Annotated in this window: 21 protein-coding genes and 6 tRNA genes; 18 read left to right on the forward strand and 9 right to left on the reverse strand. The window is 70.9% G+C overall.

Annotated elements, in window-relative coordinates:
* Positions 1–20 precede the first annotated feature (20 nt).
* On the forward strand, positions 21–1,268 hold the full coding sequence (gene cobA, locus ACFP2V_RS04670; RefSeq protein WP_381205802.1) for a uroporphyrinogen-III C-methyltransferase: 1,248 nt from the start codon (positions 21–23) through the stop codon (positions 1,266–1,268).
* 108 nt (positions 1,269–1,376) lie between these two features.
* On the forward strand, positions 1,377–2,222 hold the full coding sequence (locus tag ACFP2V_RS04675; protein WP_381205805.1) for a TrmH family RNA methyltransferase: 846 nt from the start codon (positions 1,377–1,379) through the stop codon (positions 2,220–2,222).
* Between the two features lie 169 nt (positions 2,223–2,391).
* Here ACFP2V_RS04675 and ACFP2V_RS04680 read toward each other — a convergent pair whose 3' ends face one another.
* Positions 2,392–3,765 (reverse strand): serine/threonine-protein kinase, encoded by a 1,374-nt coding sequence (locus tag ACFP2V_RS04680; RefSeq protein WP_381205808.1) that lies wholly within the window; start codon positions 3,763–3,765, stop codon positions 2,392–2,394.
* A 196-nt stretch (positions 3,766–3,961) separates the two neighbouring features.
* On the opposite strand from ACFP2V_RS04680, the gene ACFP2V_RS04685 reads away from it, so the two are divergent.
* The 4 genes from ACFP2V_RS04685 to ACFP2V_RS04700 all read left to right on the forward strand — a co-directional run bounded on the left by ACFP2V_RS04685 (position 3,962) and on the right by ACFP2V_RS04700 (position 6,631).
* Positions 3,962–4,195, forward strand: a complete 234-nt coding sequence (locus tag ACFP2V_RS04685; RefSeq protein WP_381205812.1) for a hypothetical protein — start codon at positions 3,962–3,964, stop codon at positions 4,193–4,195.
* A 278-nt stretch (positions 4,196–4,473) separates the two neighbouring features.
* Positions 4,474–4,683 carry a hypothetical protein gene (locus ACFP2V_RS04690; RefSeq protein ID WP_042174944.1) on the forward strand — a complete coding sequence of 70 codons (210 nt, stop codon included), beginning with the start codon at positions 4,474–4,476 and terminating at the stop codon, positions 4,681–4,683.
* Between the two features lie 653 nt (positions 4,684–5,336).
* Entirely contained in the window at positions 5,337–6,269 is a 933-nt protein-coding gene (locus tag ACFP2V_RS04695) for a phosphotransferase (protein ID WP_381205816.1), read from the forward strand.
* 80 nt (positions 6,270–6,349) lie between these two features.
* Positions 6,350–6,631, forward strand: coding sequence for a TFIIB-type zinc ribbon-containing protein (locus tag ACFP2V_RS04700; protein WP_381205818.1), 282 nt, complete (start codon positions 6,350–6,352; stop codon positions 6,629–6,631).
* 49 nt (positions 6,632–6,680) lie between these two features.
* On the opposite strand, the gene ACFP2V_RS04705 is transcribed toward ACFP2V_RS04700, so the two are convergent.
* The 5 genes from ACFP2V_RS04705 to ACFP2V_RS04725 all read right to left on the reverse strand — a co-directional run bounded on the left by ACFP2V_RS04705 (position 6,681) and on the right by ACFP2V_RS04725 (position 7,142).
* Positions 6,681–6,752, reverse strand: a tRNA-Val gene (locus ACFP2V_RS04705).
* 43 nt (positions 6,753–6,795) lie between these two features.
* Positions 6,796–6,867 (reverse strand) — tRNA-Val (locus ACFP2V_RS04710).
* A gap of 19 nt (positions 6,868–6,886) precedes the next feature.
* Positions 6,887–6,958: transfer RNA gene (locus ACFP2V_RS04715), tRNA-Val, on the reverse strand.
* Position 6,959: 1 nt separating this feature from the next.
* A tRNA-Cys gene (locus ACFP2V_RS04720) sits at positions 6,960–7,033 on the reverse strand.
* A 36-nt stretch (positions 7,034–7,069) separates the two neighbouring features.
* A tRNA-Gly gene (locus tag ACFP2V_RS04725) sits at positions 7,070–7,142 on the reverse strand.
* A gap of 155 nt (positions 7,143–7,297) precedes the next feature.
* Between ACFP2V_RS04725 and ACFP2V_RS04730 the strand changes: the two genes are divergently transcribed.
* The 3 genes from ACFP2V_RS04730 to ACFP2V_RS04740 all read left to right on the forward strand — a co-directional run bounded on the left by ACFP2V_RS04730 (position 7,298) and on the right by ACFP2V_RS04740 (position 10,112).
* On the forward strand, positions 7,298–8,350 hold the full coding sequence (locus tag ACFP2V_RS04730; protein ID WP_381205821.1) for a chorismate-binding protein: 1,053 nt from the start codon (positions 7,298–7,300) through the stop codon (positions 8,348–8,350).
* Entirely contained in the window at positions 8,347–9,168 is an 822-nt protein-coding gene (locus ACFP2V_RS04735) for an aminotransferase class IV (RefSeq protein ID WP_381205824.1), read from the forward strand. Before ACFP2V_RS04730 ends, ACFP2V_RS04735 begins: the two co-directional genes overlap by 4 nt.
* A gap of 77 nt (positions 9,169–9,245) precedes the next feature.
* Positions 9,246–10,112: a GNAT family N-acetyltransferase gene (locus ACFP2V_RS04740; protein WP_381205827.1), complete on the forward strand. Its 867-nt coding sequence runs from the start codon at positions 9,246–9,248 to the stop codon at positions 10,110–10,112.
* Between the two features lie 25 nt (positions 10,113–10,137).
* Here the strand turns inward: ACFP2V_RS04740 and ACFP2V_RS04745 are convergent, their stop codons facing one another.
* The gene (locus ACFP2V_RS04745; protein ID WP_381205830.1) at positions 10,138–10,662 is read right to left on the reverse strand and encodes a DsbA family protein; all 525 of its coding nucleotides are present in this window, start codon (positions 10,660–10,662) and stop codon (positions 10,138–10,140) included.
* 287 nt (positions 10,663–10,949) lie between these two features.
* On the opposite strand from ACFP2V_RS04745, the gene ACFP2V_RS04750 reads away from it, so the two are divergent.
* Together ACFP2V_RS04750 and ACFP2V_RS04755 are read left to right on the forward strand one after the other, a co-directional pair.
* Positions 10,950–11,411: a hypothetical protein gene (locus tag ACFP2V_RS04750; protein WP_381205832.1), complete on the forward strand. Its 462-nt coding sequence runs from the start codon at positions 10,950–10,952 to the stop codon at positions 11,409–11,411.
* A gap of 203 nt (positions 11,412–11,614) precedes the next feature.
* Positions 11,615–11,767 carry a hypothetical protein gene (locus ACFP2V_RS04755; protein ID WP_167353808.1) on the forward strand — a complete coding sequence of 51 codons (153 nt, stop codon included), beginning with the start codon at positions 11,615–11,617 and terminating at the stop codon, positions 11,765–11,767.
* 134 nt (positions 11,768–11,901) lie between these two features.
* On the opposite strand, the gene ACFP2V_RS04760 is transcribed toward ACFP2V_RS04755, so the two are convergent.
* Positions 11,902–12,462, reverse strand: coding sequence for a CGNR zinc finger domain-containing protein (locus ACFP2V_RS04760; protein ID WP_381205836.1), 561 nt, complete (start codon positions 12,460–12,462; stop codon positions 11,902–11,904).
* A gap of 289 nt (positions 12,463–12,751) precedes the next feature.
* Positions 12,752–13,165 carry an SsgA family sporulation/cell division regulator gene (locus ACFP2V_RS04765; RefSeq protein WP_004002642.1) on the reverse strand — a complete coding sequence of 138 codons (414 nt, stop codon included), beginning with the start codon at positions 13,163–13,165 and terminating at the stop codon, positions 12,752–12,754.
* Between the two features lie 191 nt (positions 13,166–13,356).
* Here ACFP2V_RS04765 and ACFP2V_RS04770 point away from each other — a divergent pair, with 191 nt between their 5' ends.
* The 7 genes from ACFP2V_RS04770 to ACFP2V_RS04800 form a co-directional block, all read left to right on the forward strand.
* Positions 13,357–13,818, forward strand: a complete 462-nt coding sequence (locus tag ACFP2V_RS04770) for a TIGR02611 family protein (protein ID WP_381205839.1) — start codon at positions 13,357–13,359, stop codon at positions 13,816–13,818.
* A 78-nt stretch (positions 13,819–13,896) separates the two neighbouring features.
* Positions 13,897–13,968, forward strand: a tRNA-Val gene (locus tag ACFP2V_RS04775).
* A gap of 422 nt (positions 13,969–14,390) precedes the next feature.
* A complete protein-coding gene (locus tag ACFP2V_RS04780) occupies positions 14,391–15,692 on the forward strand; it encodes an ABC transporter substrate-binding protein (protein WP_381205842.1) in 1,302 nt (433 codons plus the stop codon).
* On the forward strand, positions 15,692–16,693 hold the full coding sequence (locus ACFP2V_RS04785; RefSeq protein WP_381205845.1) for a carbohydrate ABC transporter permease: 1,002 nt from the start codon (positions 15,692–15,694) through the stop codon (positions 16,691–16,693). Before ACFP2V_RS04780 ends, ACFP2V_RS04785 begins: the two co-directional genes overlap by 1 nt.
* Positions 16,690–17,622: a carbohydrate ABC transporter permease gene (locus tag ACFP2V_RS04790; protein ID WP_381205848.1), complete on the forward strand. Its 933-nt coding sequence runs from the start codon at positions 16,690–16,692 to the stop codon at positions 17,620–17,622. Before ACFP2V_RS04785 ends, ACFP2V_RS04790 begins: the two co-directional genes overlap by 4 nt.
* A gap of 12 nt (positions 17,623–17,634) precedes the next feature.
* Positions 17,635–18,234 (forward strand): hypothetical protein, encoded by a 600-nt coding sequence (locus ACFP2V_RS04795; RefSeq protein ID WP_381205851.1) that lies wholly within the window; start codon positions 17,635–17,637, stop codon positions 18,232–18,234.
* Positions 18,235–18,333: 99 nt separating this feature from the next.
* Positions 18,334–18,407: twin-arginine translocation signal domain-containing protein (locus ACFP2V_RS04800; RefSeq protein WP_381205914.1), on the forward strand; the 74-nt coding region annotated here is incomplete at its 3' end.

An 18,407-nucleotide genomic window follows, 5' to 3' on the forward strand; every position in this document is an offset into this window, starting at 1 on the left:
GTACGAGGAGCCGCAGCCTCATGGCCGAACACCCCGCTTACCCCGTGGGCCTCCGCCTCACCGGCCGTCGAGTCGTGGTGCTCGGCGGCGGCCAGGTCGCCCAGCGCCGGCTGCCCGCCCTCATCGCGGCCGGCGGGGTCATCGTCCTGATCTCACCGGAGGCGACGCCCTCCGTGGAAGCGATGGCGGACGCCGGTGAGATCACCTGGGAGCGGCGCCGCTACACCGAGGGCGACCTCACGGACGCCTGGTACGCGCTGATCGCCACGGGCGACAGTGAGGCCAACGCCCGCGCCTCCGCCGAGGCCGAACGCCACCGCGTCTGGTGCGTCCGCTCCGACGACGCCGACCGGGCCACGGCCTGGACCCCGGCCACCGGGCACAGCGAGGGAGTCACGATCGCCGTCCTCACCACGGACGTCAAGGGCCGCGACCCCCGCCACACCGCCGCGATCCGCGACGCCGTGGTCGAGGGCCTGCGCGACGGCACGCTCGTCGCCCGGCACCACCGCACCCGCGCCCCCGGGGTCGCCCTCGTCGGCGGTGGCCCCGGCGACCCGGACCTGATCACCGTGCGCGGGCGCCGGCTGCTCGCCGAGGCGGACGTCGTCATAGCCGACCGGCTCGGCCCGCGCGACCTGCTGGCCGAACTCCCGCCGCACGTCGAGGTGATCGACGCGGCGAAGATCCCGTACGGCCGGTTCATGGCGCAGGAGGCCATCAACAACGCGCTGATCGAACACGCCAAGCAGGGCAAGGCGGTGGTCCGGCTCAAGGGCGGCGACCCGTATGTCTTCGGCCGCGGCATGGAGGAACTGCTCGCGCTCGCCGAGGCGGGCATCGCGTGCACCGTGGTCCCCGGCATCTCCAGCTCCATCTCGGTGCCGGGCGCCGTCGGCATCCCGGTCACCCACCGTGGCGTGGCACACGAGTTCACCGTCGTCAGCGGCCATGTCGCGCCCGACGACGAGCGTTCCCTGGTCGACTGGCCGTCCCTGGCGAAGCTGACCGGCACCCTGGTGGTGCTCATGGGCGTCGACAAGATCGGCCGGATCGCCGAGACCCTCGTGGCGCACGGCAGGTCACCGGACACCCCGGTCGCCCTGGTCCAGGAGGGCACCACGGCCGCCCAGCGCCGCGTCGACGCCACCCTCGCCACGGTCGGCGAGACCGTCCGGGCCGAGGAGGTCAAGCCACCGGCGGTCATCGTCATCGGCGAGGTCGTGAACGTCGGGCTTCCTGCCGCGCAGGCTCCGCAGCCCTCGTAAGCCTCCGCAGCCCTCGTGGCCCCAGGCGACACCCCCGGAAGCAACCCCCGGTAACACGGCTGATCCCAGCCGTTGGCACCACATCCAGGACAAGGCAGTATCACCCCCGTGGCCGATTCCATCACCATTGATGACCCCGACGACCCGCGCCTGCACGACTACACGGGCCTGACCGACGTGGAACTGCGCCGCACACGCGAACCCGCCGAGGGCCTGTTCATCGCCGAGGGCGAGAAGGTCATCAGACGCGCCAAGGACGCGGGCTACGAGATGCGCTCCATGCTGCTCTCGGCCAAGTGGGTCGACGTCATGCGCGACGTCATCGACGAACTCCCCGCCCCGGTCTACGCCGTGAGCCCGGAACTCGCCGAACAGGTCACCGGCTACCACGTGCACCGTGGCGCGCTCGCCTCCATGCAGCGCACCCCCCTGCCCACGGCCGCCGAACTGCTGCGCACCACCCGCCGGGTGGTGATCATGGAGTCCGTCAACGACCACACCAACATCGGTGCCATCTTCCGCTCGGCGGCGGCCCTCGGCATGGACGCGGTCCTGCTCTCCCCGGACTGCGCCGACCCGCTCTACCGCCGCAGCGTCAAGGTCTCCATGGGCGCGGTCTTCTCCGTGCCGTACGCCAGACTGAACAGCTGGCCCAAAAGCCTGGAATCGGTCCGCGAGGCGGGCTTCACACTGCTTGCCCTGACCCCCGACGAGAAGGCCCGGAGCCTCGACGAGGCCGCCCCGCACCGGATGGACAGGGTCGCGCTGATGCTGGGAGCGGAGGGCGACGGACTGTCCCCCCGGGCCCTGGTCGCCGCCGACGAATGGGTCCGCATCCCGATGTCCCACGGCGTCGACTCGCTCAACGTGGGCGCGGCGGCCGCGGTCGCCTTCTACGCGGTGGCGACGGGCCGGCCGACGGGACAGGACGGGGTGAGCCCGCCGGCGCCGTGAACCCGCCGAGGCTGCCCGGCCCGGCCCGGCTCGGGCCGCGGGCTCGGGCGGCGACCAGGGCGGGGACTCAGGCGGAGCCGGCCGTCCCGAGCCGGTCGACGCCCTGCTCCAGCGGCCGGTGGCCGCTGCGTCCCTGCCGTCGTCGCCGAGGCCGCGGGGCCGGTCCCTGTCAGCCCTGGATCAAGGCGATGCCGATCGCGACCACCAGGGTCACCACGACGAACACGAACAGCCGCTGCAGGAGCAGCCGCGGATTGGCCGGCCGCAGACCGGTACCCGTCGTCCGGGGCCCGGGACGACGGGAGGCGGTGCCCGAGCGCGTCGAGTTCCGTGACCCGGAGGTGGACCGTGACCCCGACGTGGACCGGGAACCCGATGTGGACCGTGACCCCGACGTGGGCCGTGACCCGGACCGGGGCGGCTTGCCGCTACGGGAGGCACCACCGCGCGAGGCGCCGCCGCCGCGTGACGTGCCGCTTCCGCGCGACGGCGGAACACTCCGGTTGCCGCGCCGCTGCGGAGTCCCGCCCTCGGCCGGACCGGCACCGCGACCCGGAGCCGCGCCGTGTGGTGGGGGAGTGGCCCGGCCTTCGGACGCACCCTGCTGCCCCGGCGTGCGGCGCTGCGCACGGTCCGGGTAGGTGTCGGCCAAACGCCCCGCCGCCCGCTCCGGCTCCGCGCCGCGCGGAGCCGGCGGACGTACGCCGGTGAATCCCTGACCCTCCCGGGCGGCGATCTCCTTGAGCCGCAGCGACAGCTGGAGCGTGCTGGGCCGTTCCTCGGGATCCTTCGCGAGGCACGCGCGGACGAGCGGCGCCAACGCGTCCGGGACATCATGCAGATGGGCCTCCTCGTGCACTACGCGGTACAGCATCACCTCGGAACTGCCGTGCCCGAAGGGCGAGTCGCCCATCGACGCGTATGCCAGCGTGGCGCCCAGCGAGAACACGTCCGTGGCCGGCGTGACGGCCGCGCCCCGCACCTGCTCCGGGGCGAGGAAGCCGGGCGAGCCGACCGCCGTGCCGACGTGGGTGAGCGTCGAGGCGCCGGTGGCCCAGGCGATGCCGAAGTCGATGATCCGCGGTCCCTTCGGGGACAGCAGGATGTTGGACGGCTTCAGATCCCGGTGCACGACCCCGGCCTCGTGCACGGCGACCAGCCCCTCCGACAGGGCCGCGCCGACCGCGGCGACCTCGGCCGCGCCGAGCGGCCCCCCGTCGGCGACCCGGTCGTGCAGCGACGGACCGGGCACGTACTGCGTGGCGAACCACGGCCGGTCCGCGTCGAGGTCGGCGGCCACGAGACGGGCCGTACACCCGCCACGGATGCGGCGCGCCGCGGACACCTCCCGCGCGAACCGCGAACGGAACTCCTGGTCCTCCGCCAGATCGGGCCGGATGACCTTCAGCGCGACCCGCTGCCCCTTCTTGTCGGAGCCGAGATAGACGACGCCCATCCCGCCCGCGCCGAGCCGTCGGTGAAGTCTGAAAGAGCCGACGACGCGCGGGTCCTCGCGCCTCAGGCGCATCATCGCCATGTTCATCCCCGCTGCCCGGTCCTGTGACGTGCCCCAGCTTACGTTTCCCCGGCCGCCCTTGCGCAGAGGCCGCGCCCTCTCGGAGCGACGGATTGTCAGTGGTGGGTGGGAGACTTGAAGAGTGGTCAGGGGACGTGCGGGCAGGCCGGGTTCGCGCGCGATGGTGATCCCAACCGCTTGACATCGAAGGGGGATTGATCAAGTGAAGGGTGACCGTGTGGAGATAGTCGTGGACGCCGGGGATACGACGCGCACGTACGAGGTGGTGGCGAGCAGGGCGGGCCGCAGGGTGGAGACAGCGGTGCGCCGGGGCGTGGTCGAAGTGAGTGAAGTCACGCGTACGGGAACAGCGGTGCGAACGGCCAGGTTCATGGCGAACCGGGTCCTCGCGCTGGTCGAGCACCCGGTGCCGCGAGTGGAGGAATCGGAGACATGAGCGACGAGAAGGGGCGGACCGGACACCCCTTCGGGGATGTCCCTGACACGGAGTAGCCCGTCTCCACCCAGGGGAGTACGCCGCAGGTCATGGCTCATCCTCCGGGAGGCCCGGCAATCGGTACGAGGGCATGACGTCCGGGAAGTGCCGGGCGCCTAGATTTGAGGTCAAGCGGCGGGTGCGGTACTCGTCCCCCGAGGTCGGACGCCCGCCGCTGCCAAAGGTTCGCACACAGAACCCGAGGCACCACGACAACAGAAACGGTCAGGAGAGGGGTCATGGCCCACACGGCATCGCGGACAGTCGTCCGCACTCGGGCACACAAGGCGGGCGCCGCCATGTTCCGTCCGAGCCGCGAGGGCCGTCGCCACCCGGTGGTGGCGACACTGATGGCTCTTCCCCTGGCGGTCCTGCTCCTCCTCGTCTTCGACGGGTGGGAGACGGTGGCCACACAGGCGTCGTCCGTGGGAGAGATGCTGGGGCGCTGAGCGGCGACCCCAGGCCCGGAAGAGCGGTTCGGGCGGGGACATCCACCCATGAAACCCCGTGGGGACGGGGGTGCGGCGGACGGCAGGGATGCCGGCGCAGCTGGGGAGCTGCGCCGGCATTTTTTTGCGCCTACGGCCTGTGCGGCGGAGCGAGTCGGAGGTAATGGGCGGTATCCGTCCGGCCGGGGTGGGTGGGGTCTGGTGCGTGCAGCCGCACGGCGGAGGAGGAAGTCGACGCGATGGGGCTCCTGTTCATGGGGGTCCCCCGCTCGAGCGGAGCCGAGAGTGGGGGAGAAGCCGAGAGCTCGGGGGAGTCGGCGAGTGACGGCGACGCGGCCGGGGGCGCTCCTGCTCGAAGAGCTGGAGGGAGTGGGTGCCGGCGCCTGCGTCTCCGGCGTGATCCGTCGGACAGGCCCTGAACCGGCGCCGCTCTCGCGGAGGTGGTTGCTGTCCGTGGGGGTTCCTCCATGCGTGGTTGCGGTGCCTACGGGGCTGTTGCGGCGGGCGGTGTTCGCCGGTCTCGCCGAATCGCGCAGCCGCTACCGCCCACCGGTGCCTCGTCACTGCGGGCGGTGGTGCCTTCCCCCGTGTGACCGGCCAACGCCGGTCACGCCCCCGCATACCCTCTCCCCAGGCCGCACCCAGGGAGCCCCATGACAGCCACCACCCTCCTTCCCGAACTCACAGCCCGGGCCGAAGGCATCGCCCACACCCGCACCCCCACCTGTCCCTGCGGGGAGAGCGGTACCCTCGCCGACCGCCCCGACGGCACCGTCGTCCGGCACGCGGACACCGTCGCGAAGGCCCACGCGCCGGACGCCGACGCCGCCGAGCTGATCCGGCGCCTCGCCCTCGCCTCTCACCTCCCGGACGTGCTCCTGCCCCCGCTCAGTCCGGCACCGGCCGACCTGCACGGCAGGCTCGTGACCTTCTGGCCGTACGGCAGCCCGGTCGACCCGGACGATCCCGACGCCGCCCCCTGGGAGGCCGTCGGCACCCTGCTCGCCCTGTTGCACCGCGCACCGGTCCCCGAATCGGCGCCGGTCATGCGCGGCCCCCTCAAGGCGGCCCGTGCCGTCGCCGGGCTCCATGCCGTCGGCGGCCATCCGGCCGTGGCCCCCGTCCTGGGTGCCTGGGCGACCCTGCCCGCCTGGGCGCGCGCCGAGGCGCCCATGCCGCAGCCGGCCGCCCTGTGCCACGGCGACCTCCACCTAGGCCAGCTCGTACGGGTGCCCGGAGCGTCCTGGCGACTGATCGACGTCGACGACCTGGGCGCGGGCGCCCCGGCCTGGGATCTCGGCCGTCCCGCCGCCTGGTTCGCCTGCGGGCTGCTGGCGCCGCGGGAGTGGGAGCGGTTCCTCGACGCGTACCGGGCCGCGGGCGGGCCCGCCCTCGACGTCGCCCAAGACCCCTGGGCCGTCCTGGACGTCCCGGCCCGCGCCCTCACCGTGCAGACCGCCGCGCGGACGGTCACCAAGGCGGTGGCGGACGGGCGGCCCCTGGACGAGGTGGACCACGCCCTGGTCGACGCCTGTCGGCGAATAGCCGCGGTCCCAGCCGAATTGGCGCACGAATCGACGAAGTAGGGTGCAACCGACCGCAGTCGGACAGAGTCTGTCCTGGAGATACCTGAAGCAGGTCCGACCGGTGAGGAGTTGAACCGATCATGCAGTGTCCGAAGTGTCGTGCGCCGATGCACACCTACAACCGCAACGGTGTCCAGATCGAGCAGTGCAGCGGCTGCCGAGGGATCTTCCTCGACTACGGCGAGCTGGAGTCGCTGACCCGGCTGGAGGCCCAGTGGTCCCAGCCGGCCGCGCCACCGCCTCCCGCGGCCCCGCAGGCGTACCCGGTGGCACCCCAGCCCGCGTGGGGCGCCCCGCACGGTGGCCACCACTACGGCCACCACCGGAACAAGGGCTTCGGCCGCATGCTCTTCTCGTCCTGACGACGGAACCCCCCGGCCGTCTGAGCGGCCGGGGGGTTCCGTGGTGATGTGGACGATACTGGGATTGAACCAGTGACCTCTTCCGTGTCAGGGAAGCGCTCTCCCGCTGAGCTAATCGTCCTCGGGACCACGACCGCTCCGAGGAGCGGACCATGGATGCTGCGTGCGCGATACTGGGATTGAACCAGTGACCTCTTCCGTGTCAGGGAAGCGCTCTCCCGCTGAGCTAATCGCGCGGAGGATCCGAAGACCCAGTGGACGATACTGGGATTGAACCAGTGACCTCTTCCGTGTCAGGGAAGCGCTCTCCCGCTGAGCTAATCGTCCATGGAGGTGGAGACGGGATTTGAACCCGTGTAGACGGCTTTGCAGGCCGTTGCCTCGCCTCTCGGCCACTCCACCAGGAGCGCAGGGGCCCGGGAGGCCCCCGATCCTTCGAGCGGACGACGAGGTTCGAACTCGCGACCTCAACCTTGGCAAGGTTGCGCTCTACCAACTGAGCTACGTCCGCCTGTCGGTCCGGTCCGCTTGCGCGTCCCGGCGACGTGGTGAACTCTAGCGGATTCCGGGGCCAGCACAAAAACCCGTTTGTGCAGCGTGCTGCGCTGCGTCTGCTCACGGACACGGCCAGGTCACCTCGACGGCCCCCGCCATAGACTCGACGGTGTGCTCGATCTCCCGCCCCTCGCCCGCTTCGGCAGCCGCGTCGCCAGCGGCCTCCTCGATGTCACCGACGACCCGGCGGCCCTGGACTCGCACGGTTTCTGGGCCGTCTGCGCGGACTTCGAGGGCCGTCTGACCTGCGCACGCTTCCGCGACGTACGCGAGCAGCCGGTACCCGCGCCGGTGCCGGGCGGCTGGCACGGACCGGCCGCCGGTGACTGGACGTCCTCCCTGGACCACGCCGCGTACGTGGCCGGCGTGCGGCGCATCCGCGCGCACATAGCCGCCGGCGAGGTGTACCAGGCCAACCTCTGCCGTGTACTGTCCGCCCCCGTCCCGGCCGACGCCGACGTGGACGCTCTCACCGCTCTGCTGGCCCGCGGCAACCCGGCACCGTACGCGGGAACGATCCGCCTGCCGGGGTACGGCGTGGAGATCGCCACCGCGTCGCCCGAGCTCTTCCTGAGCCGTAAGGGGCACGTCGTCGAGTCCGGACCGATCAAGGGCACCGGACGCACCGAGGCCGACCTCCTCGACAAGGACTACGCCGAGAACGTGATGATCGTCGACCTGGTCCGCAACGACCTCGGCCGGTTCTGCGCCACCGGCAGCGTCACGGTGCCCGACCTGTGCGCCGTCGAGAAGCATCCGGGGCTGGTGCACCTGGTGTCGACGGTGCGGGGCGAGCTGCGGTCCGGGGCCGGCTGGCCCGAGCTGTTCGCCGCCGCGTTTCCACCCGGCTCCGTCACCGGCGCGCCCAAGTCGAGCGCCCTGCGGATCATCGACACCCTGGAGCCGGTGCCACGGGGCCCGTACTGCGGCGGCATCGGCTGGGTCGACGCCGACCGGGGCACCGCCGGGCTGGCGGTGGGGATCCGTACCTTCTGGATCGACCGGGAGCCCGACGGCTGTGCCGTGCTCCGGTTCGGCACCGGCGCCGGCATCACCTGGGGGTCCGACCCGGAGGGGGAGTGGCGGGAGACCGAACTGAAGGCGTCCCGGCTGCTCGCGGTAGCGTCGGGCACGCACGAGGTGAGCGAAGGGACCATGAGGTGAAGATCTGGCTCGACGGCGGGCTGCAGGACAGCGAGTCCGCCCGCGTCTCCGTCTTCGACCACGGACTGACCGTGGGCGACGGCATTTTCGAGACCGTCAAGACCGTGGACGGCAGACCGTTCGCGCTGACCCGGCATCTCGACCGGCTGGCCCGCTCCGCCCGGGGTCTCGGTTTGCCCGAACCCGACCTGGACGAGGTCCGTCGCGCCTGCGCGGCCGTCCTCGAGGCCAACCCGATGCCGCTCGGCCGGCTGCGCATCACCTTCACCGGCGGCCACGGTCCCCTCGGCTCCGACCGCGGCGAACACGGCCCGACCCTCGTCGTTGCCCTCGGTGGCACCCCCCGCCGCCCCGACTCCACCGCCGTGATCACCGTCCCCTGGACCCGCAACGAACGTGGCGCGCTCACCGGCCTGAAGACCACCTCCTACGCCGAGAACGTGGTCGCCCTCGCCCGTGCCCGCGAACAGGGCGCCTCCGAGGCGCTGTTCGGCAACACGGTCGGCCGGCTCTGCGAGGGCACGGGATCCAATGTCTTCGTCGTCCTGGACGGTGAGATCCACACCCCGCCGGTCGCCTCGGGCTGTCTCGCAGGCATCACCCGGGCGCTGGCCGTCAAGTGGACCGGTGCGACCGAGACCGACCTGCCGATGGACGTCCTCCAGCGGGCCGACGAGGTCTTCCTCACCTCCACCCTGCGGGACGTGCAGGCCGTGCACCGCGTCGACGAGCGTGAACTACCCGGTACCCCGGGCCCGGTGACGGCCAAGGCCATGCGGATCTTCGACGAGCACGCGGCGGCCGACCTCGATCCGTGACGAGGCGGGGAGCCGGGCGAGGGGCCGGGGCGTGACCTTCGGCTGATCCGGGCGGCCGCGGGGGTAGGACACCTGTGATGACCACGACCCTGCGGCCGACCGAGCCGCTTCAGCAGAATCCCGACGGCACGCGCTCCCGCCGTTACCAGGTGTGCGTCAACAGCCGTCCCGTCGGACGCATACGCATCGGTACGCATCCCGTCTTCGGCGACGCCGTGGCCCGGATCATGAGCCTGCGGATCGAGGAGCCGGACCGCAGGCGAGGCCGGGGCACGGTGGCCGCGCTCGCCGCCGAGGAGGTCGCCCGCGGCTGGGGCTGCCGCCGCATCGAGGCCACGGTCCCCGCCGAAGCCGAAGGAGCCGAGAGACGGCCAGCCGGGTCCGGCGCCCCTGCCGGGTCCGCGTTCCGCCTCGCCACGGCGCTCGGCTACGTCGTGCGCAACTACGGCATGGAGAAGGCGCTGGGGGACGTCCCGCCCGCCCTGCCGGAGGGCAGTCGCGGACGGCCGATGACCGACGCCGAGTTCGGCCCCTGGTCGGCCAGGAGCGAGGCGGAGTACGCGCGGGACTGGATCGAGCGCGGTGTACCGGAGACCGAGGCGCGGGCCAAGGCGGCCAAGGAGCATGCCGCCCTGCTGCCCGACGGGCGGGACTCGGAGGGCATGCTCCTCAGTGTCCTCGAACACGAGGACACACCCGTGGGCACACTGTGGCTCGCGGTCCGCGCCGAACAGGCATTCGTGTTCGACGTCGAGGCCGACGCCGCACACCGCGGCCAGGGGCACGGACGTTCCCTCATGCTGCTCGCCGAGGCGCAGTCGATCGCCGCGGGGAAACGCGCCATCGGTCTCAACGTCTTCGCGGGCAACACCCCGGCGGAGCGGCTCTACGCATCACTCGGCTACGGGACGACGCGGTCCACGATGTACAAGCACCTGTTGTAGGGGCCGGGGCGGGAGAGCTCCTCGGTCAGCCGTCCTGCTCGGCGAGGAGCCGGTCCGCGATCTCCTCGATGCGTTCGCGCAGGCCCTCCTGGCTCTTGCCGCCGTCGAGACGCTCGCCGCCGATGACATAGGTCGGGGTGCCGGTCACCCCGATGGCCTTGCCCTCGGCCTGGTCGGCGTCCACGATCAGGATGTGCCGGCCGTCGATCAGAGCGGTGTCGAACTCCTCGGCGTCCAGCCCGAGTTCCCGAGCGACCTCGACCAGGAAGGGTTCTCCCGCACGGCCCAGTTCCTCGACCCGTCCCAGCACGGCCTCGGCGTAGGCCCAGCCCTGCCCCTGCTCGGCCGCCTCCTCGGAGGCCTGGGCGGCGGCGAAGGAGTGCTTGTGCTTCTCCAGCGGGAAGTGCCGCAGCCGCAGCTCCAGACGGTCGCCGTACCGGGCGCGCAGGGCGCGGAGATCGTCGAGGGCGTCACGGCAGTCCGCGCACTGCAGCTCGCACCACACGTCGAGTACGGGGGCGGCGGCGCGGGCGGGGGAGGAGTCACTCATGACCGACAGTCTTCCAGCCCCGCGCCGCGGCACCCAATCGGACCTGACGCCCGTCCGGCCCCGAGGGTCTTTCGTGTGGATCAGGCCGTATCAGGCACCGGAGCCCGCGAGCCCGGCAGGATCCGGACGACAGGCCCCGGAGGAGCACACCGCACCGGCACCTGCGGAGGAGCCGACCCGGAGATGTCCCTGATCTACGGCCGGAGCATGGCCCGGCGGGGCCCGGAAGGTGCAGGATGGAAGGGACGAAGTGCCCGATGCCACCGAACCCCTGCCTGGAGGACCGGATGATTGCCGAGACCGTCTGCTCCGCCGTGTCCGCGGCAGGCCTGGGTATCGCGCTGGTCACGGCCTACCGCAAGCGCTTCCTCACCGCGACCCGCGTCGCCGCCTATGCGCTTGTTCCCATCGGCCTGGTGATGACCGGTGTCGTCGAGTGGCTGGCCGACACCGCCTTCAGCCCCACCGCCTGGGCGGGCTTCGGCGTGCTGGGCCTGTCCTGGGGGCTGTTCATGACCACGCGCGCGGTGGAGCGCCGGCGCGGCGGTACCCGCCAGCAGCGGAAGGAACGCAAGCAGCAGCACCGGACGGCCGGGGCGCCCGCACAGCCCGGGGCAGTGGCCCCCACGGCCTCGGCCCCTTCCCTGGGCCCAGGCTCCCGCCCGGCGGCGCCCCGCCCCACGGCCGCGCCCAAGAGCGACGACGACTTCAGCGACATCGAGGCGATCCTCAAGAAGCACGGCATATGAAGCTGTCCTGGGCGGACGCGCCGCACCGGAGGTGACGGGGCGACGCGGGAACGGAAGGCAGCGGGCCGAAGCGTCACAGGCGGTCCCGGAGCGTCCGCAAACGATCACAGCTCGGACGAGGGATCGCGGAAACCGTGCCCTCACGTTCAGTCCGTGAGTGGTGATCGCATCGGGCGCTCCCGATGCGTCATGATCCCCGCGAGATGCTGGACACGACACAGAGCGAGGCCGCGCCGCCGCAGGACGAGCCGCGTGGATGCCTCTTCGCCCTTTCCCAGCCACCGCTGATGATCTTCCTTGCGGTGATCGGGTGTCTGCTGCTCACGGCTGCCCTGCACGACCTGCTCTGGCTGTGAGCCGTACCCGCGGTACCCGGCGCCACCCGTCGGGACCGCGTCGGCACGGCATCGCCACGTCGCCCGCCCGTACGACCGGCTCACGCAGCTCAGCCGGCCCGGCCCGGAATGCGACCGCGCCCCGCTGCGTACGCTCAGCCCGCCGCCTCCTTGCGGCGTGCGCGGTACGCGGCGACGTGCAGGCGGTTGCCGCAGGTGCGGCTGTCGCAGTAGCGGCGGGAGCGGTTGCGGGAGAGATCGACGAAGGCGTGCCGGCAGTCCGGTGCCTCGCAGCGCCGCAGCCGCTCCTGCTCCCCGGCGACCACGAAGAACGCCAGTGCCATCCCGCAGTCCGCCGCCAGGTGATCGGTGACCGAGGCGCCGGGGGCGAAGTAGTGCACGTGCCAGTCGTAGCCGTCGTGGTTGGTGAGCCGGGGCGTGGTGCCCGCGGCCGCGATCAGCTCGTTGATCAGTTTGGCGGTGCTGTGGGCGTCGGGAGCGGCGAAGACCGACGCGAACCGTCCGCGAATCCTGCGCACCGCCGACAGGTCGAACTCCGTGAGGGCCCCGACCTCGCTGACCTCGTGGCTGCGCACGAAGGCCTCGAGAGCCGGGACGTCCGGCAGCCCGTCCGGTGCCGTGTCGTCCTCCGGCGCGGAGTTCACCAGATCCACCACGGTGTCCAGCGCACACCGGGTGTCGTGGGTGATCAGCACGATTCGCTCCCTGGCCTGAGGGTCGGGCGGGCGCCCGCTGATGCTGGCCGATGGTAGTGGCTCCCGCGGGCCCATGAGCGCTCCTCGCTCGCACACGGCTTTGAGGACCGCGGAGGAACGCTCGGTCCCCCGGGGTTCCGTGCCGGAGCTCGCGCGCAGCACAACGGCACGCAACGGCGCCGCCCGCGGTATCCCGCGGCGTCGGCGCCGGTGTGTGCCGTTGCACGGCTGTCAGGGCCCGAGCCGTCACCCCGAGTCGACGGCGTCGGGCAGCTTGGTGAACCCTCGCCTAGCTTTCCGCCAGGATGTGCGAGAGCTCCTGATCGAGATCGAAGTGCCGGTGTTCCGTGCCGGGAGGCACGGCGGCGTCCGTACGCTTCAGGAAGGACTCCAGGGCCCGTGCCGGGGCCTCGAGCAGAGCCTCTCCCTCCGGAGAGCTCAGGGCGATGCAGACGACGCCCTGACCGTGACTGCGCGACGGCCAGACGCGGACGTCGCCGGTGCCCGTGGGACGGTGAAGCCCCTCGGCGAGGAGGTCGCGGGCGAACACCCACTCGACGGTTTCCTCGGCTCCGGTGTGGAAGGTGGCGTGCACGGCGTAGGGGTCGGCCGTGTCGTACCGCAGGCCTGCGGGGACAGGCAGGGAGGACTCGCTCGACACAACGAGGCGCAGGTGCAGCTCGCAGCTGACCGTGGTGTTCATAAGCGCCAGGGCCTTTCGCTCAGTGTGCGCTCGGGGATTCGCACGTCGGCGAAATCGACATGCCACCTACGGTGCCGTTGTAAACCCCTCTGAGTGTTTTGCGTGGGTTTACGTAACTCCATCGGCCGAAAGACCGTTCGCGAACTGCGCCCGTTCCGGTGACGTGATGCGCTCCGGTAGTGTTTGGGCGTATGAACACGGGGAGTGACACACCCGGCGAGGCGGCCGTGACGGCGGATCGAGCGGGGATGGACAGGGCTGACCAGGCATCGGACGAGCGGGCGCTGGGCTCCAGGGCGCCGGCCTTCGTCAAGGCGCGCCGCACCCTGCACCTGAGCTGGCAGGTAGGCGTCTTCATCGTGGGGCTCGCGGTCGTGACGGCCGGCGCCGCCATGCTGGTGCTCCCCGGGCCGGGCTGGGTGGTGATCTTCGGTGGCATGGCGATCTGGGCGACCGAATTCGTCTGGGCCCAGCTGGTGCTCCGGTGGACCAAACGCAAGGTCACCGAGGCGGCGCAGCGCGCACTCGATCCCCGGGTGCGGCGCCGGAACATCATCCTGACCACCGTCGCCCTCGTGATCGCGGCCGCGGTGACCGGGTTCTACCTGTGGAAGTTCGGCCTCGTGATGCCCTGGAAGATCGAGAACCAGTGAGCCGCGGCAGGGGTGCGGTCACTGGCTCTCGTCCGTCACAGGCACTCCCTGACATGGGGTAATGTTCTTCCTGCGTCCGGGCGATTAGCTCAGTGGGAGAGCGCTTCGTTCACACCGAAGAGGTCACTGGTTCGAACCCAGTATCGCCCACCGGATCATGCCGCGGCCCGGCTCACCGACAGTGAGCCGGGCCGCGGTGTATCTATGCCCCCGGCCGACGCGCGGGTGCGTGACGGTGAGGTCGCGCGATGCCTCCGCCCGGTGTCCCGCGCCTGCCGGAGGGGCGGTGCGACCGCACCGCCCGCACCGCCCTTCACCCAACCGTGACCTTGCGGGCCCCGCGCTCCGGCGGGCCCGGCGGCGTTCGGTCCGTCGGGCGGGCCGCGTGGACCTGGGTGTTTCCGTCCGTGTCCACCGAAGGGGTGCGAGCCGTCGCGGACCCCGCCCGGCCGGTGCGCCCGTCAATTCCTGTCCGAATCATTGACGCGCTCGTGGGTCCTCCGTACTTTGTGCCAGCAAGCGCTTACTTGAAACGATTCATGAGGCGGACGCGACGTCGCGGGGAGGCTCGTATGCAGCAGGGCGGGAATGCGGAGGGGCGGGCCGGGAGGCGGACGGTCCTCAAGGCGGCGGGAGCTTCGCTGGTCGTAGCGGGGCTGGGCGCCACGGCCACCGCGTGCGGCGACGGAGGCGAGTCGGGTGACGGGAGCGTCACGCTCCGCTACTCCTGGTGGGGTGCCGAGGACCGGGCCGAGCGGATCAACAAGACCATCGCACTCTTCGAGGAGAAGTACCCGAAGATCAAGATCAAGACCGACTTCCAGCCCTACCCCGACTTCTGGAAGAAGTTCAACACACAGGCCTCCGGGGGGAATCCGCCGGACGTATTCCAGAATGCCATCGGGTTCCTGCGTAAATACGATGCGAAGAATGTGCTGCTCGATCTCAGTGAGCAGGTGAAGGCCGGCAACCTCTCCATGGACGGTTTCCGGGCGGGCCTGGAGAAGTTCGGCGAGGTCGACGGCAAGCTCCTCGGTGTGCCCGTGGGGTCGAACTCGTTGGCCCTGGTCATCGACAAGCCCGTCTACACCCGGGCCGGCGTCAAGCCCGAACAGGGCTGGACCTGGGACGACTTCGACGAGGCGATGGCGAAGATCCGCGACAAGGCGGGTCGGGCCGGGGACAGCGGCATGTACGGCGTCATGTACCTCTACGACCTGTATCTGCGGCAGAACGGCAAGGCGTTCTTCACCGAGGACGAACTGGGCTTCACCGAGGCGGATCTGACCCAGTGGTGGACCAAGGCCGAGAAGGGCGTCAAGACAGGCCTGTTCGCCGATCCGAAGAAGGTCGCCCAGATCAAGCCCAAGTCGGCGCTCTCCGCCGAACTCGCCGGAAGCGAGTTCACCTGGGACAACTTCACCGTCCGCTACACCTCCGAGGGCAAGAGCGAGTACGGCCTCGCGCCCATCCCGACCACGGACGGCAGGAAGACCGGCCAGTATCTCGGCTCCCTGATGCTCAGTGCCTCCAAGCGCACCCGGCACCCCAAGGAAGTCGCCCAGTTCATCGACTTCATGGTGCACGACCCCGAGGTCGCCAAGATCATGGGATACGACCGCGGTGTGCCCACGACGCAGGCCCAGTTCGACGCGTACCAGCCGAGCGACCCGGTCAACAAGGCGATCGCCGCCTACGAGGTGTCCCTCGTCGAGTCGGGCGTCCTGGAACCGATCACCCCGCACCCGAACGGTGCCGACATCTGTGAGGCTGCGTTCCTGCGCATCGGTGAGGAACTGGGCCTGGGCAAGCGCTCCGTGGCGGACGCGGTCAAGCAGTTCTTCACCGAGTCGAAGACGGCTCTCGCCGGCTGATGGGAAGCGCCGTGACACACGCCCCTGCGACGGAGGACCTCACCTGGGACTCCGAGCCGCGGCACGGTCCGGTGAAATCCCCGCGCCCCGCCGCCCTCAAGCGGCGGGGCCGCCGGGAGAACCTGGCCGGCTACCTCTTCATGTCGCCCTGGATCGCCGGGTTCCTGCTGCTGACGGCGGGCCCGATGGCCGCCTCGCTCTACTTCGCTTTCACCGACTACAACCTATTCGACGCTCCCCGGTGGATCGGCCTGGACAACTTCTCCGAGATGTTCGCCGACCCGCGCTGGCGCCACTCGGTGCAGGTCACGCTCTGGTACGTGGTCGTGGGTACGCCGATCAAGCTGATCGCGGCGCTCGGGGTGGCGCTGCTGCTGGCCCAGAAGCGGCGGGGGCAGGCCTTCTACCGGGCCGCCTTCTACGCGCCGTCGCTGATCGGGGCGAGTGTCTCCGTCGCCATCGTGTGGAAGGCGATCTTCTCCGACGACGCGATCGTCGACCGTACGCAGAAGCTCTTCGGCGTCGACGCCGGCGGCTGGACCGGCGACCCGGACCTGATCATCTATAGCCTGGTGGCGCTCACCGTCTGGCAGTTCGGCGCCCCCATGGTGATCTTCCTGGCCGGCCTGAAGCAAGTCCCGCGCGAACTGTACGAGGCGGCGGACGTCGACGGAGCGGGCAGGCTCCGGCAGTTCTGGAACATCACCCTGCCGATGATCTCCCCGGTCCTCTTCTTCAACGTGCTGCTGGAGACCATCCACTCCTTCCAGATCTTCAGCTCGGCCTACATCGTCGGCGGCGGCGCCGGAGGCAACGCCTGCGGTCCCGCGGACGGAACCATGGTCTACACCTGTTATCTGTACGTCCAGGGCTTCGAGAACAGCCGGATGGGCCTGGCCTCCGCGATGGCGTGGATGCTGCTGGTCGCGGTCGCCCTGGTCACCGCGGTGCTCTTCTGGTCCCAGAAGCGCTGGGTGCACTACGAGGAGGGCGGCCGATGAGCTCCCCCGGTCTCTCGACTTCGCCCGGTCACGGGAAACCCCCGGCGGCCACCGACGTCACACCGGCCCGGTCCACCAGGGCGGGCGCCCTGCGGCGCCGTCTGCCCGGCTCGCTCGCCTGGCACCTCGGGTCACTGGCGATCCTCGCGGTGATCCTCTACCCGGTGATCTGGGTCATCGGCGGGTCCTTCAAGAACAGCGAGGACATCGTCGGCAGCCTGGACCTCTTCCCGGCCGACCCGATCACCGCCAACTACACGAGCCTCGCCGACGGCATCGCGGACATCCAGATCTCCACGTTCTTCTTCAACTCGCTCTTCCTTGCCGTCGGTTCGGTGATCGGGATCGTGGTGTCCTGTTCGCTGACCGCCTACGCCTTCGCGAAGATCAGGTTCACCGGCCGCAATCTGCTCTTCACCCTGATGATCGGCACCCTGCTGCTGCCGTACCACGTCCTGCTCATCCCGCAGTACGTGCTCTTCCGCAACATGGACATGATCAACACATACACCCCGCTCCTCCTGGGGAAGTACCTGGCCACGGAGGCGTTCTTCGTCTTCCTGATGGTGCAGTTCATGCGCAACCTGCCCAGGGAACTCGACGAGGCGGCCCGGCTCGACGGCTGCGGGCACTTCCGCATCTACTGGTCGATCGTGCTCCCGCTGTGCCGGCCGGCCCTGATCACCAGCGCCATCTTCACCTTCATCAACGCCTGGAACGACTTCATGGGCCCGCTGATCTACCTCAACGAGCCCGGCAAGTACACCGTTTCGCTCGGCCTGAAGATGTTCGTCGACCAGGAAGGGCTGGCGAACTACGGCGGCATGATCGCCATGTCCCTGGTCGCGCTGCTGCCGGTGCTGGCCTTCTTCCTGGCCTTCCAGCGCTACCTCATCGACGGCATGGCCACGTCCGGCCTGAAGGGCTGAGGTGAACCGATCATGAAGCAGGCGCGCGCCGGGATCCGTGGCGCACCCGGTGAGTCACCGCTCGCCGGAAAATTCGCCCTGTTCGCCGAGTGCCTGCTCACCGGGGTGTGGATCGCGCTGGCCTCGCTGCCGCTGGTCACCTACCCGGCGGCGTTCGCGGCAGGCTCGCGGCACCTCGGGCGCCACCTCGCCCACGAGCGCGGCGGGCTAAGGGAGTTCGCGGCCGACTACCGGTCGGCGCTGCGCGGCGGGTGGTTCGTCGGACTCGCCGGGTGGGCCGCCCTCGCCGTGGTCCGGGTGGACGTACGGGCCGTACGGGCCGGACTGCCGGGCGGTGAACTGGTGGGCGCCGTCGGAGTGGTCGCCCTGATCGCGGCGGTGGTCGCCGGGCTGCGCGCGGCGGCGGCCTGGCGGCCCGGGGCCTCCTGGCGTTCGCTGCTCGGGCAGGCTGCCCGCCGCACCGTGCTCGACCCCGCCGGATCCTTCCTGATCGTCGGCGGGCTGGCCGTGGTGGTCTGCTCCGCCTGGTTCAGTGCGCCGCTCGCTCTGCCCGTCCTGGGCGCGGTCACGGCGGCGGCCGTCGCCGTGGAGAAGCGCTACCGGCATCGCTGACGGGCGGTGCCTTCCGTACCAGGGCCGGCGCCCCGGCGCCGCGCCTTTGCCTGTCATGCCCTTGACATCTTCTTGCGTCCCGCACGGAAAGGAAAGGCCATGTCCCCCATCCCCCGCAGGTCCCTCCTGAAAGCGGCAGCCGTCGCAGGCGCCGCCGCCCAGTTCAGCTGGGC

The sequence above is a fragment of the Streptomyces incanus genome (assembly GCF_042656345.1).
Taxonomy (GTDB): Bacteria; Actinomycetota; Actinomycetes; order Streptomycetales; family Streptomycetaceae; genus Streptomyces; species Streptomyces incanus.